A 15633-nucleotide genomic window follows, 5' to 3' on the forward strand; every position below is an offset into this window, starting at 1 on the left:
GCCGTCATGCTCGGCACGCACGATCTTCCCCCGCTCAACCTGCAGGCACTCCCGCCCGAAGCGGCGGCCTGGGTTGCCCGTTGGCAGCATGCCGAACAGCAACTCGCCCTGCGTGAGCAGGCGCTTGTCGATCGCGACCGCGAGCTGGACCAAGCCAGGGATCTCCTGCAGCGCAAGGACCGCGACATCGCCTGGCGCGATGCCAAGATCGAGAAGATCACCTTCGAGTTGGCTCGCCTGAAGCGCTGGAAGTTCGGCGCCAGCTCCGAGGCGATGAACACCGAGCAGCGACGCCTGTTCGAGGAGACGATCGCCGAGGACGAGGCGAGCCTGCGTGCGCAGCTGGAACAACTGCGACGCGAAGCCGCTGAGACCACTGTCGACGCCAAGCCGAAGGCCGCGCCGCGGCGACCACGCCGTCAGCAATTGCCTGAACACCTGCGTCGCGTCGAACACCGTCATGAGCCCGAGAGCACCAACTGCCCCGCGTCTAACTGCGGTCGACCGATGACACGCATCGGCGAGGACATGAGCGAGCGACTCGACATTGTGCCGGCCGAGTTCTTCGTCCATCGCCACATCTACGGCAAGTGGGCCTGCCGCTGCTGCCAGATCCTCAAGCAGGCGCCGTCCAACCCGGAACTGATCGAGGGCGGCATGGCCGCTAGCGGCCTCATCGCGCACACGCTCATCAGCCGCTGCGTTGACCACCTGCCGTACTACCGGCAAGAGGCGATCAACGCCCGCAGCGGCGTCCACACACCGCGTTCCACGCTGGCGGCATGGGCAGGCCAGGCGGGTGCGGCGCTGGAGCCGCTCTACGAGGTGCACAAGGCCTTCGTCCTCGCTTGCCGGGTTCTGCATGCCGACGAGACGCCCGTGGCGCTGCTCGACCCCGGTGCCGGCAAGACGCGCAAGGCCTACGTCTGGGCCTACGCGAGGAGCTGGCACGACCCCGTGCCCGGCGTGGTCTATGAGTTCTGCCGGGGCCGTGGCGCGCAGTACCCGAAGGCCTTCCTCGCGGGCGATGTGCGACGGGGCCGAGGGCGCTGGTCCGGAACGCTGCTGACGGACCGCTACACAGGCTACGACAGCGTGCTGGACCCGCGCATCCATGCAGATCGCATCAGCGCGGCTTGCGTCGCGCATGCACGCCGTAAGTTCGAGGAGCTGACTCGCACCGGCACGAGCCCGATCGGCGACGAGGCGATCCGTCGCTATGCGCGGATCTATGCGGTCGAGGCCGAACTCAAGGGCATGAGCGACGGCGAGCGCATGTCGCAGCGCCAGCAACTCGCCAAGCCGCTGTGGGCCAAGCTCAAACAATGGCTCGAACTCGAACGACGGCTGGTCGCGGGCGGCAGCTCCGTGGCGGGCGCCATCGACTACACGCTCGGCCACTGGAGCGCGCTGACGCACTACCTCGATGACGGCGCAGTCGCGATCGACAACAACCACCTGGAGCGGCAGATCAAGCCTTGGGCAATGGGGCGCCGGGCATGGTTGTTCGCCGGCAGCGAACTCGCTGGCCAACGCACGGCCATGGTGATGAGCCTGGTGCAGTCGGCACGGCTCAATGGACACGATCCATGGGCATACCTGCGCGACGTGCTGGCGCGCCTGCCGACGCAGCGCAGCAGCCAGATCGAGGACTTGCTGCCGCACAGATGGCAAGCGGCATCCGAGGCGGCACCATGACCTTGCTTACGCAGGCCGTGATGGTCCAGGCGAACATCGACGTCAACCGCATGAGCGCGCAACAGAAGGTTCAGCTGACTGACGAAATCTACGTCCAGCAGCCGAATCTGCTGGCCTCCATCCTCGTGTTGCCTCGCTACGGGGTCGACATGCAGCTGCTTGAGGAGCCGATCCACGTCCTGCTCGTCGCCTTCCAGGCCATGAAGCACTGCGGGCACGCCTTGCCAACGATCTCTGAAGACGTCCAGGAAACCTGCTTGCAGCGGCTGACAGCGACGTTGAAGTTCTCCGAGGGCGTGCCGCCAGATCTCGTCGGGCAGATGATCACGAAGTTCTGTGTCGACCACCCCGAGCGCTACCTCCTGGCGTTCGTATACGGCCACCTTGGCCAGCACGACCTGCTGCACGTGCGAACCGACGCCGAGAAGTACCTGCTGCTGGCCTGCCTCAACCTCGTGGAGTGCGTGGCCTACATCGGTGCACAGCTGCAGTCCAAATGAACCGGGTGCGGCCGGTCAAGATGGGTTGACTGGACGCTCACGATGCAAACATGGTACTGGTTAAATGACCAGTATTATCACGCCGCCACAGCTTGTGGTTCAACCACCTAGGCACAAAACAAAGCCCAATGACAGGGCCATCGGGCTTGACATCCTCCCCGCCCTAAAGGACGGGGATTCCCTCTACAGGCGACACATGTCCGTGCCGGGCAAGGATGTTCAGGGCTGCGTTGGTATCCCGATCATGCGAAACACCACAACCACTGCAAACCCACTGCCTTATTCCAAGGTCTGCGATACCTCTCGGCCTCGAATCGGGCAGTGCGCCACAACTCGAACAGACTTGGGAGCTGAGCGACTCGTTCACTTCCTCGTACCACGCGCCATGCCTAAGGGCCTTGTACGCGAGCATCGAACGAAAGGACGACCAGCTTGCGTCCGAGACGCTTTTCGCCATGCTGGTCCTGGCGAGTTTGGCGGCCGACACGTTGCCCACCGCGATGTAGTCGAACTCACGCACGAGCCGGTTCGAGAGCTTGTGCAGAAAATCTCTGCGTGCATTCACCACCCGGGCGTGGATCTTGGTGGCCTGTCGCTTCTTCCTGGCACGCTGGGCGTTGCCCAGCCGTTCTTCAAGCTGGTGAAAGGGCCTCGGGTTTTCGATGGACTCACCGGTGGAGAGTGCAGCAAAACTCTTGAGACCGAGGTCAATGCCGACACTCTTGACAGGTGCTCTGGCCGCTGGAACGCCCTGAGCATCAGCCGCAACATCAATCACGACGTTCAGGAACCAGTTGCCCCGGCTGTCGCGAGAGAAGTTTGTGCCATCCTTAGAACTTATCCGTAAATAGTAAACTATCGCCCTGAGCCGTACTTCACGCGGCGAGGGGCGAATGCATGGTCACACGCAGGCGGGTCGAATCGTGGGAGGTGAGTGATGAATTCTGGCTCCGGGTCGAACCGTTGATACCGGTGCGAGAGCGCAGCACGGACAAGGCGTATGTGCGCAAGGCTGGAGCGGGACGCCCGCCCAAGCCAGCGCGACAAGTGTTCGAGGCGGTCATGTACGTTCTACGCACGGGCTGCCAATGGAAGGCGCTGCCCAAGGAGCGCTTTGGCAGTGCAAGTGCGGTGCACAAGCGCTTCCTGGAGTGGGAGGCTGCGGGCGTGTTCGAGGCCCTGTGGAAGGCCGGGCTTGCCGAGTACGACCAGATGGAGGGTATCGCCTGGCGATGGCAGAGCATTGACGGGGCCATGTACAAGGCCCCGTTGGCGCAAGAGGCGGTCGGGCGCAACCCGACCGATCGGGGAAAAAAAGGGGAGCAAGCGCCACCTGCTGGTGGACGGGCGTGGCGTCCCGTTGTCGCTCGTCGTGACAGGAGCGAATGCGCATGACGTCACGCAACTCGATGTCGTTTTGCAGGCCATCATGGTCAAGCGCAAGACACCAAGCACGCGGCGCAGCAAGCACCTGTGCGCCGATGCCGGTTACCGAGGGCGGCCGGCCTTGAGGATCATCGAGGGCCACGGCTACATCCCCCACGTCGTTGATCGCAGCAAGGAGGCCGATGCCAAGCGGCGCGACCCGACCAGGAAGGCTCGGCGCTGGGTGGTCGAGGTTTGCCACAGCTGGCTCAATCGCTTTCGCAAGCTGCTCGTGCGGTATGAAAAACTCGAACGCAGTTTCGTCGCACTCAACCACATCGCCGCCGCCATCATCGCGTTCCGCAAAGTGAAGCTCGCGACAAACATAATTTACGGATAAGTTCTAAGTCCGATGAGAGGCATCAGGGCGCACGGATCCGCCGACCTCAGCCGCCTGCCGCGCCTGAGATCACGCCGGTTGCGAGGCTGTGCGGGCGATCAGGTTGCGCAAGTCAATACCAGGGTCCGCCAGCGCTGCGCGGTCGGGCTGGGCGCCGTTGGTGATTAGGCGCTTGAGCGCCGTGAAGTCACGTACGTTGTTGACGCAACTGGCGCCGACGACCTGGCCTCGGGAGAGGTGGATCAGTGAAAATTTGTCACCGGTTGCCATGTCGCCCCGCACGATTTCATCGTCCCCGTTGGTGAGGCCGGCAACCTGAATGCGCAAGGCATACTGCTCGGACCAGTACCAGGGTAGATCGCCGTAAGGCGGCGCTGTCGGGTCAAGCAAAGCGCGTGCGACGGCCAAGCCCTGGTTTTGCGCATTGGACCAGGTCTCGATACGCTCGAAACGGCCGCTCACCGGGTTGCGCTGGCGCGTGACGTCACCGATGGCGTAGACGTTCGGACACGTGGTGCGGCCTCGCCCGTCAACAAATATGCCGTCATCGCAGGCGATGTCCGCGGCACGTGCCAGCGCGTCGTTTGCAGTGACGCCGATGCCGACCACGACCAAGTCGGCATCGATCTGGCTGCCATCATCCAAAACGATTTGGGAGCGGCTGAAGCCCGTGACGGATCGCCCGAACCGCAAGTCGACACCCTGTTCGGCATGATGCCGCGAAACGAATGAGGCCAGCGTTGCCGATGCGCCGCGGCTCATCAATCGGGGTAGAAACTCGACCAAAGTGACGGCGACACCGAGGGTGCGCGCCGTGGCGGCCAGTTCGAGCCCGATCACTCCACCGCCGATCACCAGTAGCCTGGCGCCGGGTACCAGGCCGTCACGGATGCGCTGCGCGTCACCCAGCGTACGCAATGTCAGGATGGGCATCGGTGCGCCCTGCAGCGCTGGCAGGACGCGTGGTGATGCACCGGTGGCGAACACCAGCGTGCCATATTTCAGGCAGCGGCCATCGGCCAGGTGGACTTCACGTGCGTGGGTATCCACCCGCTGCGCCGCCACGCCGCGCAGCCATTCGACGTCAGGCGAGCGGCTCAGATCAAGGCGAATTTTCTCGGTGGTGCCGTCACGCAGAAAATCTTTTGACAAGGGCGGGCGGTCGTAGGCAGGTTCGAGTTCGTCGGCAACGACGGTGATGGCGCCTTGAAAACCGGCAGACCGCAAGCCGCCGGCAAAGGAAACACTGGCCAGGCCACCGCCCAGGACGACCACCGGGGCCAAGGCCGAATTGTTGTTCATGTTGTCGGGCTCCTTTCGAGCCGAGTTTGAAAATCGATGATTACTTGAGAAAACCGGCCGTTCTGATCACCGTCAGGGCTCGATGGATGTGAGCGGACAGAAAGGCTTTTGCCTTGGCGGCGTCGCGCGCCATGACGGCGTTGAAGATATTGCGATGCTCTTCATGCACCTCAACCGGCGGCGGCCCCTTCAGCGCCGAAAGTCGCCGATACCGTTCAGACTGTTGATAGAGCTGCGCGCGGAGTTTGCGCAGCCAAACCGACCTGCATGCGCCAACCAGTGCTTCGTGGAACTGACGATTGCGCGCCTCCCATTCGTCAAAGGTGCCGGCGGCATCGGTGTGCAAGCGTTCCTCGGCAAGCGAGAGCTTGTGAAAGGCGCTGACCAGATCGGCTTCCCAGCTGTCCCGGCCCAGGCGGATGCTCTCCTCGACCGCCTCGCATTCCAGCAGCACCCGCACGCGAGTCAGGTCTTCAAGGTCCGCTAGAGACATGGGCGCCACGTGAAAGCCGCGTTGCCCCTGCGACACGACCAGGGAGTCAGACACCAGCAGCGCCAGCGCCTCCCTCAGCGTTCCGGCGCTCACCTGGTACTGGAATTTCAGATGTTCGACGCGCAATTTCTGCCCGGCAGGATGCAGGCCGTCGATGATGTCCCGCCGCAATTGACGGTAGGCCGTCTCAATGAGGGTTCGGGGTTGATCCCCGATGTCTGTGTCGGCCAAAAGATCGGGAAAGTCAAGAGACATGGTTGTGTGCAAGGGCTATCTGTGAACGAAAACTTGGCGAGCAAGAGGCTGTAAAGACGTCGAGTAGCGTGGTTTGAAGCTTAACGTCTTGGATTCTCGATAATGATTGGGGTTTTCACTAGTATGCAAACATAGTCATATTAATGAATAATCTCGACAAATATTCAATGCGCTACAAATGCAGCCGTTTCCTGCAAGCCGGAGAACTTTTCATGGAGATACGATGACCCCACAACAATCCCCCGAGATCGGCAAAAGCATTTTGGCTGCCGGGCTGCGCACCAATTACCACGACCAGGGGCAAGGCTTCCCGGTGCTCATGATCCATGGCTCGGGTCCGGGGGTCAGTGCCTATGCGAACTGGCGGCTGGTGATGCCGGTGCTCGCCAGGTCGCGTCGCGTCATTGCGCCGGATATGGTGGGCTTTGGCTTTACCGAGCGTCCCGAGGGCATGGCGTACACGATGGACGCCTGGGTGACGCAGGCCGTCGGCCTGATGGATGCGCTCGATCTGGAGCAGGTCGATCTGGTGGGCAACTCCTTCGGTGGCGCGCTGTCGCTGGCCCTGGCCATCCGCCATCCAGAGCGTGTGCGTCGCCTGGTATTGATGGGGGCGGCCGGTGTCCACTTCGACATCACCCCCGCGCTGGATGCGATCTGGGGCTACACCCCGTCGTTCGAGAACATGCGCAAGGTGATGGACATGTTTGCGTATGACCGCAACCTGGTCACGGACGAACTCGCGCAGTTGCGCTACGAGGCCAGTATTCGTCCGGGTTTTCAGGAGTCGTACGCGGCTATGTTCCCGGCGCCGCGGCAGCGCTGGGTGGCGTCGCTGGCGAGCCAGGACGAAGACATTCGGGCCTTGCCGCACGAGACCTTGATCATTCACGGACGGGAAGACCAGGTGCTGCCGCTGTCGAATTCGATTCATCTTTCGCAGCTCATCCTGCGCTCGCAACTGCATGTGTTTGGCCGCTGCGGACATTGGACGCAGATCGAGCATGCGGCGCGCTTTGCCCAGCAGGTGGGAAATTTTTTGGCTGAGGCCGACGCCGTCTGAGGTCGTGATGCAAAAGATCGTCACTACGCCGACCAGTCATGCCCCAAGCGGCACCAATCCCTGCATGCGGTCGATTCATGTGGAGCAGACCGGGGAAACTTACCTTTGCAGCGAGGTTGAAACGCTGCTTGAGGGCATGACCCGATTGGGCAAGCGGGGCATTCCGGTCGGCTGTGTCAATGGTGGTTGCGGCGTTTGCAAGATCAGCATTCGCTCTGGCCGGGTGCGCAAGGTTGGGGCGATGAGTCGCGCCCACGTGTCAGTCGAAGAAGAAGCAAAAGGGGTGTGTCTGGCCTGCCGTGTGGCGCCCCTTGAAGATGTGGCGGTCGAGGTGGTGGGCAAGATGACCAAGGCCTTCACCCTTGCAAGTGTTGTTGGCGCTTCATCCTGAAGTGTTGGCGTTCTAAACCAGTCAATAAAAGGAGATATGCAATGGGAATTATGCGAATCGGCCATGCCAGCCTGCGGGTGATGGATATGGCAGCCGCCGTCAAGCACTATGAAAACGTGCTGGGCATGAAGAAAACCATGGAGGACAAGCAGGGCAACGTGTACCTCAAGTGCTGGGACGAGTGGGATAAATTTTCCGTGATTCTCACCCCATCCGACCAGGCCGGCATGAACCATGTGGCCTACAAAGTCAAGCAGGATGCTGACCTCGACAGTTTGAAAGCCAAGATTGAAGCCTACGGCATCGCCACGACGGACTTGCCCGAAGGCACGCTGCCCGCCACCGGGCGCATGCTCCAGTTCAACCTGCCCAGCGGCCACGAAATGCGCTTGTATGCGATGAAGGAGTGCGTAGGCACCGAAGTCGGCTCGATCAATCCCGATCCGTGGCCCGACAACATCAAGGGTGCCGGTGCGCACTGGCTGGACCATGTGCTGCTCATGTGCCCCTTCGATCCCGCCGCGGGAGTCAACAAGGTAGCCGAGAACACCAAGTTCTTTCTTGACGTGCTGGATTTTTTCCAGACCGAACAGATCACCGTGGGTCCAGGCGGCGCGTTCCAGTTGGCATCGTTTGTCTCATGTTCCAGCAAGCCGCACGACATCGCGTTTGTCGGTGGGCCGACGCCAGGCTTGCACCATGTGTCATTCTTCCTGGATTCCTGGCACGACATCTTGAAGGCCGGCGATGTAATGGCGAAGAACAAGGTACGCATTGATGTGGCGCCCACCCGTCACGGCATCACGCGCGGCGAGACCATTTACTTCTTCGACCCCAGTGGCAACCGCAACGAGACCTTTGCAGGTCTTGGTTACCAGGCTCAGCCTGACCGCCCCGTGACGACCTGGACCGAAGATGAAGCGGCCCGGGGCATTTTCTATCACACCGGGGTGCTGCCTGGATCGTTTACCGAAGTCTATACCTGAAGCCTGGCGTAGCACCTATCGTTGTCCGGCGCGGCATCGATCGACTGCGCGGCTGCATCAGCAATCGTGCAGTCGGCGGTTCGGACCGCGCTGCCATTGACTTGGCGTGACCTCCCTGACAGCGTGCCGTCAAAAATATGAACCAGCCCCCCATCTCTGGAAAATCCGAACCGACATGACCCCTGAACTGATCGAAACCCTGGGCGACGAGCTCTACAGCGCCCTGTGCGCGCGCACCGTGGTCGAGCCGCTGACCAGCCGCCACCCCGACATCACCATCGAGCACGCCTACCACGTCCAGCAGCGCATGATCTCGCGCCGCCTGCAGGCCGGCGAGCGCATCGTCGGCAAGAAAATCGGCGTCACCAGCGCGGCCGTGATGAACATGCTGGGCGTCTACCAGCCCGACTTTGGCTACATGCTCGACGGCATGATCGTCAGCGACGGTGGCAGCATCGCCATGTCCTCCCTGATCCAGCCCAAGGCCGAGGGCGAAATCGCCTTTGTCCTGAAAAAAGACCTGATGGGCCCCGGTGTCACCAACGCCGACGTGCTGGCCGCCACCGACTTCGTCATGCCCTGCTTCGAGATCGTCGACTCGCGCATCCGCGACTGGAAGATCAAGATCCAGGACACCGTGGCCGACAACGCCTCCTGCGGCATGTTCGTGCTCGGCAGCACCGCCATGGACCCGCGCAAGGTCGACCTGATGACCTGCGGCATGGTGCTGGAGAAAAACGGCGAGATCATCGCCACCGGCGCCGGCGCCGCCGCCCTGGGTTCACCGGTCAATGCCGTGGCCTGGCTGGCCAACACCCTGGGCCGCCTGGGCATCGGCCTCAAGGCCGGCGAAGTGATCCTCTCCGGCGCGCTGGCCGCCATGTTCCCGGCCAAAGCGGGCGACCACTTCCGCGTCACCATCGGCGGCATCGGCGGCTGCTCGGTGCGCTTTCACTGACTTTCCTGGAAATTTCGAACATGACGAAAAAAATCAAATGCGCCCTGATCGGCCCCGGCAACATCGGCACCGACCTGCTGGCCAAGCTGCAGCGCAGCGCGGTGCTCGAACCCGTCTGGATGGTCGGCATCGACCCCGAATCCGACGGCTTGAAGCGTGCCCGCGAGATGGGCATCAAGACCACCGCTGACGGTGTTGATGGCCTGATTCCCCACATGAAGGCCGACGGCGTGCAAATCGTCTTCGACGCCACCAGCGCCTACGTGCACGCCGACAACAGCCGCAAGGTCAACGCCCAGGGCGCCCTCATGATCGATCTGACACCCGCCGCCATTGGCCCATTTTGTGTGCCGCCGGTCAACCTCAAGGAACATGTCGGCAAGGGCGAGATGAACGTCAACATGGTCACCTGCGGCGGCCAGGCCACCATCCCCATGGTCGCAGCTGTCAGCCGCGTGCAGCCCGTCGCTTACGGCGAAATCGTCGCCACCGTGTCCAGCAAATCGGCCGGACCCGGCACGCGCAAGAACATCGACGAATTCACCCGCACCACCGCCAGCGCCGTGGAAAAAGTCGGCGGCGCCAAAAAAGGCAAGGCCATCATCATCCTCAACCCGGCCGAGCCGCCGCTGATCATGCGCGACACCGTGCATTGCCTGACTGAGACCGAACCCGACCAGGCCAGGATCACCGAATCCATCCACGCCATGATCAAGGAAGTGCAGAAATACGTGCCCGGCTACAAGCTGGTCAACGGCCCGGTGTTTGACGGCAAGCGCGTCTCCGTCTTCCTCGAAGTCGAAGGCCTGGGCGACTACCTGCCCAAGTACGCCGGCAACCTCGACATCATGACCGCCGCTGCGGCCCGCACCGCAGAAATGTTTGCCGAGGAAATCATCGCTGGCCGCCTCACGCTCAAAGCCACGCAGGCTTGAACCCCCAGGAGAACACCATGAACTCGCAACTTAGAAAAATCACCCTGCACGACATGACCCTGCGCGACGGCATGCACCCCAAGCGCCATTTGATGACGCTGGACCAGATGAAAAGCATCGCCTGCGGCCTGGACGAGGCTGGCATCCCGCTGATCGAAGTCACCCACGGCGACGGCCTGGGCGGCTCCTCCGTCAACTACGGCTTTCCGGCGCACACTGACGAAGAATACCTGGGCGCGGTGATCCCGCTGATGAAGCAGGCCAAGGTGTCGGCGCTACTGCTGCCCGGCATCGGCACCGTCGACCACCTGCTGATGGCCAAAGACTTGGGCGTGAGCACCATCCGCGTCGCCACCCACTGCACCGAAGCCGACGTCTCCGAGCAGCACATCACCAAATCGCGTGCCTTGGGCCTGGACACCGTGGGCTTTTTGATGATGGCGCACATGGCCAGCGCCGAGAAGTTGGTCAGCCAGGCGCTGCTGATGCAGGGTTATGGCGCCAACTGCATTTATGTGACGGATTCCGCCGGTCACATGCTGCCCAAGGATGTGAAAGAAAAGCTCACGGCCGTGCGCCAAGCGCTCAAACCCGAGACCGAACTGGGCTTTCACGGCCACCACAACCTGGCCATGGGCGTGGCCAACTCGCTGGCCGCGATTGAAGTTGGTGCCAACCGCATTGATGCGGCGGCGGCCGGGCTAGGTGCCGGCGCTGGCAACACACCGATGGAAGTGCTGGTGTCGGTGCTGGACCTGATGGGAATCGCCACCGGGGTCGACGTGTACAAGATTCAGGACGTGGCCGAAGACCTGGTGGTGCCGATCATGGACTTCCCGATCCGCATCGACCGCGACGCTTTGACGCTGGGCTACGCCGGTGTCTATGGCTCGTTCCTGCTGTTTGCCAAACGCGCCGAGAAGAAATACGGCGTCAGCGCCCGCGACATCCTGGTCGAAATGGGCCGCCGCGGCATGGTCGGCGGGCAGGAAGACATGATTGAAGACACGGCCATGACGATGGCGCGTGAGCGTAATAACAGCAGCACGGTAGCCGCATGAAACTCGACACCGCAGTCAGATGGCTTATTGCGTCCCTGACGATATGTCGCCTCAACACACTGCGTAATTTCTAAAATTAAAGGAGACAAACTCATGGACACTTTACGGTATTGGCTTATTGTTCCAACGACAACATTTGCAGGTGTGTTGGGCTTTGCGCTCGGCGGACCCTGGATATGGCTGGGTCTTGCGACCTTCCCAGTGCTATTTATTCTGGATTTGCTGCTGCCACGCGACCTCGCGGTTCGCCGGATCAGCATGCCGTGGCTGGTCGACGGGGCGCTTTATGCCCACTGCCTTTTTATCATTGCGGTGTGGGTGCTATTCGTGATGTCCGTCGCCAATGGTTCAAATCCACTGAACGGCCCCGATGCGGCCTGGTCCATAGGCGGCAGCATCGCCACCCTGGCATGGCTCAGTGCCGTGCCCAACCTGCCGGTAGCGCATGAGCTGATGCACCGGCGGCACTGGTTCCCGCGCCGCGTGGCGCAACTCGTGAGTACTTTTTACGGCGATCCGAACCGCGACATCGCGCACGTCAAAGGGCATCACCTGGATCTGGACACACCGGCGGACTCGGACACGGCCTATCGCGGTGAACTCATCTACACCTTCATTTTCCGTGCCAGCTACGGTGCTTATTCAGAGGCGATCAAAGGCGAAGCGCAACGCTTGCGCCGGCTTGGTTTGTCGCCATGGAACTGGCGCAATCGCACCTACCAGGAAGTCGTGTTGCTGGCCTTGGTTCCTGCCCTTTGTGGCTACTTTGCGGGCAGCATGGCAGCTGGCGTGGCCGTGGCCTCGATGCTGATCGCCAAGGCCCTGGTCGAGGCTTTCAATTATTTTCAGCATTACGGACTGCAGCGCATGCCGGGCGCGCCGATCGGGATACAACATGCCTGGAACCATATGGGCGCCATTGCACGACCGATTGGCGTGGAGATTACCAATCACATCAATCACCACCTCGATGGACACACCCCGTTCTACGCCTTGAAACCGGAACCCGAAGCGCCGCAGATGCCCTCGCTTTTTGTCTGTTTTCTCAGTGGCATCCTGTTCCCGCCCCTGTGGTTTTCCATGATCGCCAAGCCGCGTCTGGCGCAGTGGGACCGCCAGTTCGCCAGCGAGGCAGAGCGCAAGCTGGCCGAAGAGGCCAATCGGCGCGCGGGCTGGGTCTGAACGACTCCCCATGATCGATATGCAGGCACGGTCTTTCCGCTGCCACCGTTGTTTTGCTTGAGCTCATCCACTGGAAGTTTTGATGTTAAAGAAGTTATTCGGCAAGCGTGAAGTGCCTGTGGTCGAGCTGGCCTCGCACGGCCTGAAGTTTGAGGTTCCACGCGGCAAGACGCTGCTCGAGGCCGCGCAGGATGCCGGTATTGGTTTCCCCTGCGACTGCAAGGTCGGCACCTGTGGCACCTGCCGCTTCAAATTGCTCGACGGCAAGCTCAGTGAGCTCAACTCGGCGGCGGTCTGCCTGAGCGGGGAAGACTTCCGGGACGGCTGGCGCCTGGGTTGCCAGTCGATTCCGGTCACCAGTCTGCGCATCCACCTGGCAGGTTTGGTCAGCGAGGTCGGGCCGCCGCCCAGCTTGTTCGAGGGCAAGGTCGCTTCGGTGACCCCGTTGTCGCACGACATTGTCGAGCTGCGTCTGCAATTGAATCGGCCGCTCACGTTCATCCCGGGCCAGTACGCCGATCTTCGTATCGATGGCATCGACGGTGCGCGCAGCTATTCCTTCGCTGAAGCGCCTGAGCAAGGCAGTACGGATCGTCCTTGTTTTCATGTTCGCCGGGTGCCGGGTGGTGCCTTCACGACCTGGCTCTTCGAGGGTGACCGGGTGGGCTTTGCGCTTACCCTGCGCGGGCCGCTGGGGCAATTTCGCCTGCGTCAGGCGGACGGCCCGATCGTCTGCGTCGCCGGCGGCAGCGGCTTGGCACCGATCAAGTGCATGCTCGAGAAGGCCTTGCTTGACCAGTGCGTTCGACCGGTCACTTTGCTCTACGGCGGGCGCGAGCAAAGAGATCTGTACTGCCGTCATGCCATCGCTGAACTGGCCGCCAGTTGGCCAGCACCGTTTGACTATATTCCTGTGCTCTCGACTGAGGATGCGCAGAGCGATTGGACGGGTCAGCGCGGCCTGGTGGCCGACAAGCTGCTCGGGCTGCCGGAGCTGGCGCAGTCGCAGATCTATCTCTGCGGACCACCGCCCATGGTGGACGCAGCCGAGTCGATTGCACTGCGCGCCGGCGTGCCGTCCGATGCCGTGTTCGCCGACCGGTTCTTCGACCGCAGCAAGCCGGGGGCAATCAGTTCTGGTACTGGCACTGCCTGAAAGTGGAGCCCATTGAGCGCACGACGCAGTCCCACCCATTTTCTAAATCACGGCTCAATCGTCCTATGAAAACCTTTACCTTCACCAATAAGGAGACACAATGAAAAACGACAACCATCAATCCACGTTTCGCCAAGGTGACGCCATCGACGCCGCCGAATGGGCCGCAATGCGTGGTCGGCTCGACCGGCGCGGCTTTCTGGGTGTGCTTGTCAGCGCCGGCTTCTCGTTCGCGACGGCTGACGCCATGGCCCAGCAGGCGGTGGCGGTGCAGGCCAACCAGGAAGCGCTCGCGAACGCCTTGCAGGCAAGCTACGACTACATCGTCGTCGGAGCAGGATCTTCTGGTTGCGTGGTGGCGCGGCGGCTGGCAGAGAATCCGGCGGCCAAAGTCCTGCTCATCGAAGCCGGTGGCAGCGACGACGTTGACAGCGTCAACAACCCCGGCATCTGGTTCAGCAACATTCGATCGCCCCTTGACTGGGGATTCACGGCCGAGCCTTCCAAGGCCGTGAACGGCAGGGCGCTGATTCTGCCGATGGGCAAGGTCATTGGTGGTGGCAGTTCGATCAATGGCTCGATTTATGTGCGTGGTCACAAGAGCGATTACGACGGCTGGGCCCGGGAATCCGGTGACGCCATGTGGGGCTACGAGCATGTGCTGGACATCTACCGAAGAATCGAAGACTTCCAGGGCCCGGCCGACGCGCAGCGCCGTGGTCGTGGTGGGCTGTTCCATTCGCAGATCGCCAATGACCCGAACCCCGTCGCCCCGGCGATGGTCAGGGCGGCCAAGAGCGTTGGGATTCCCAGCTTTGACGACATCAACGGTGCCATGATGGAGGGGCCCGGTGGTTGCGGGCTGGCACAGCACACCATCAAGGACGGCCGGCGCCATAGTGTGGCCAAGGTTTATCTTCACCCGGTGATGGCGCAAGCCAATCTGACGGTTCTGACTGGCGCCGAGGTGGGGCGGTTGAACCTATCGGGCAAGCGTGTCACAGGCATCGAGATGACCTGGCGTGGCAAGACCCAGAAGATAGGGGCAAGCAAGGAAGTCATCCTTTGTGCGGGCGCCATCAACAGCCCGCGCATCTTGATGCATTCGGGCATTGGTGACGAAAAAGAACTCAAGGCGGCAGGCATCCATGTGGCCCATCATCTGCCGGGTGTCGGGCGCAACTTCCAGGACCATGTGCTGGTGGCAGGCTGCATCTGGGAGTATCCCAAAGCGAGACCCCCGCGCAACAACGCGGCGGAATGTACGCTTTTCTGGAAGAGCGATTCCAGGCTTGCGAGTCCCGATATGCAGCCGATCCAGGTCGAAATTCCGTTCGCCAACGAAGTCACCGGCAAGCAGTTCAAGGTGCCACCGGCCGCCTGGAGCATCGCCCCCGGCCTGGTCAAGCCGAAGAGTCGGGGCCGGCTCACGGTGCGCGGTGCCAGCCCGAAGGATGGCGTGCGCATCGAGGCGAATTTTCTGCAGGACCCCGCCGACCTGAAAGCCCTTGTCCGGGCTGTCGAGTTGAGCCGCGAGATCGGAAACTCTCTCGAAATGCGCGAGTTTGTCAAGCGCGAAATCATGCCTGGTCCGATGAAGGGCAAGTCCCTGGAAAACTTCGTGCGCAATGCGGCCAGCACGTATTACCACGAGGTGGGTACCTGTCGCATGGGGCGCGATGAACTTGCGGTCGTCGATGCACAGTTGCGCGTGCGCGGCATCGACGGGTTGCGTGTAGCTGACGGTTCCATCATGCCCGAGATCACCGGAGGCAACACCATGATGCCCTGCGTCATCATCGGCGAGCGCATGGGCGAAATTCTCAAGGCAGCCTGACAAGGGTCGCCATCGCACTTCAAAAAGATAGCCCTATGAAGTGCATCCGTG

General features: G+C 61.9%; 14 protein-coding genes and 1 pseudogene. 12 read left to right on the forward strand and 3 right to left on the reverse strand.

The annotated features are described in order from the left end of the window. The first annotated feature begins 6 nt into the window (after positions 1-6). Together tnpC and F3K02_RS21460 are read left to right on the forward strand one after the other, a co-directional pair. Positions 7-1698, forward strand: a complete 1692-nt coding sequence (gene tnpC / locus F3K02_RS21455) for an IS66 family transposase (RefSeq protein WP_177137673.1) — start codon at positions 7-9, stop codon at positions 1696-1698. Further along, positions 1695-2198: a hypothetical protein gene (locus tag F3K02_RS21460; protein WP_177137675.1), complete on the forward strand. Its 504-nt coding sequence runs from the start codon at positions 1695-1697 to the stop codon at positions 2196-2198. The genes tnpC and F3K02_RS21460 overlap by 4 nt, the downstream gene beginning before the upstream one ends. A gap of 163 nt (positions 2199-2361) precedes the next feature. Here the strand turns inward: F3K02_RS21460 and F3K02_RS21465 are convergent. Then, positions 2362-3030: pseudogene (locus tag F3K02_RS21465) on the reverse strand (RNA-guided endonuclease InsQ/TnpB family protein); the annotation flags it as partial. Positions 3031-3095: 65 nt separating this feature from the next. On the opposite strand from F3K02_RS21465, the gene F3K02_RS21470 reads away from it, so the two are divergent. Then, positions 3096-3963 (forward strand): IS5 family transposase gene (locus F3K02_RS21470; RefSeq protein WP_177137677.1). Its coding sequence is split into 2 segments (ribosomal slippage): positions 3096-3517 and positions 3516-3963, totalling 870 coding nucleotides; the frame shifts between segments, so codons are not numbered across the junction. A 69-nt stretch (positions 3964-4032) separates the two neighbouring features. Here F3K02_RS21470 and F3K02_RS21475 read toward each other — a convergent pair. Both F3K02_RS21475 and F3K02_RS21480 read right to left on the reverse strand, forming a co-directional pair. Continuing rightward, positions 4033-5265, reverse strand: coding sequence for an NAD(P)/FAD-dependent oxidoreductase (locus F3K02_RS21475; RefSeq protein ID WP_177137679.1), 1233 nt, complete (start codon positions 5263-5265; stop codon positions 4033-4035). Between the two features lie 40 nt (positions 5266-5305). After that, positions 5306-6013 (reverse strand): GntR family transcriptional regulator, encoded by a 708-nt coding sequence (locus tag F3K02_RS21480; RefSeq protein ID WP_177137681.1) that lies wholly within the window; start codon positions 6011-6013, stop codon positions 5306-5308. A gap of 223 nt (positions 6014-6236) precedes the next feature. Between F3K02_RS21480 and F3K02_RS21485 the strand changes: the two genes are divergently transcribed. From F3K02_RS21485 to F3K02_RS21525, 9 genes are all read left to right on the forward strand, one after another. Next, positions 6237-7076: an alpha/beta fold hydrolase gene (locus tag F3K02_RS21485; RefSeq protein WP_177137683.1), complete on the forward strand. Its 840-nt coding sequence runs from the start codon at positions 6237-6239 to the stop codon at positions 7074-7076. Positions 7077-7140: 64 nt separating this feature from the next. Further along, positions 7141-7467, forward strand: a complete 327-nt coding sequence (locus F3K02_RS21490) for a 2Fe-2S iron-sulfur cluster-binding protein (protein WP_177137801.1) — start codon at positions 7141-7143, stop codon at positions 7465-7467. A 41-nt stretch (positions 7468-7508) separates the two neighbouring features. After that, positions 7509-8453 (forward strand): catechol 2,3-dioxygenase, encoded by a 945-nt coding sequence (locus F3K02_RS21495; RefSeq protein WP_177137685.1) that lies wholly within the window; start codon positions 7509-7511, stop codon positions 8451-8453. A gap of 175 nt (positions 8454-8628) precedes the next feature. After that, positions 8629-9411 (forward strand): 2-oxopent-4-enoate hydratase, encoded by a 783-nt coding sequence (gene dmpE, locus F3K02_RS21500; protein ID WP_177137687.1) that lies wholly within the window; start codon positions 8629-8631, stop codon positions 9409-9411. Between the two features lie 20 nt (positions 9412-9431). Next, positions 9432-10346 carry an acetaldehyde dehydrogenase BphJ gene (bphJ, locus tag F3K02_RS21505; protein WP_177137689.1) on the forward strand — a complete coding sequence of 305 codons (915 nt, stop codon included), beginning with the start codon at positions 9432-9434 and terminating at the stop codon, positions 10344-10346. 17 nt (positions 10347-10363) lie between these two features. Further along, entirely contained in the window at positions 10364-11407 is a 1044-nt protein-coding gene (gene dmpG / locus F3K02_RS21510) for a 4-hydroxy-2-oxovalerate aldolase (RefSeq protein WP_177137692.1), read from the forward strand. Positions 11408-11500: 93 nt separating this feature from the next. Then, complete coding sequence (locus F3K02_RS21515) at positions 11501-12589, forward strand: alkane 1-monooxygenase (RefSeq protein WP_177137693.1); 1089 nt, start codon at positions 11501-11503, stop codon at positions 12587-12589. A gap of 82 nt (positions 12590-12671) precedes the next feature. Further along, complete coding sequence (locus F3K02_RS21520; RefSeq protein ID WP_177137695.1) at positions 12672-13745, forward strand: 2Fe-2S iron-sulfur cluster-binding protein; 1074 nt, start codon at positions 12672-12674, stop codon at positions 13743-13745. Positions 13746-13845: 100 nt separating this feature from the next. Then, positions 13846-15582: a GMC family oxidoreductase gene (locus F3K02_RS21525; RefSeq protein WP_177137697.1), complete on the forward strand. Its 1737-nt coding sequence runs from the start codon at positions 13846-13848 to the stop codon at positions 15580-15582. Positions 15583-15633 lie beyond the last annotated feature (51 nt).

Origin of the sequence: Hydrogenophaga aromaticivorans (assembly GCF_013387465.1) — a bacterium.
Taxonomy (GTDB): domain Bacteria; phylum Pseudomonadota; class Gammaproteobacteria; order Burkholderiales; family Burkholderiaceae_C; genus Hydrogenophaga; species Hydrogenophaga aromaticivorans.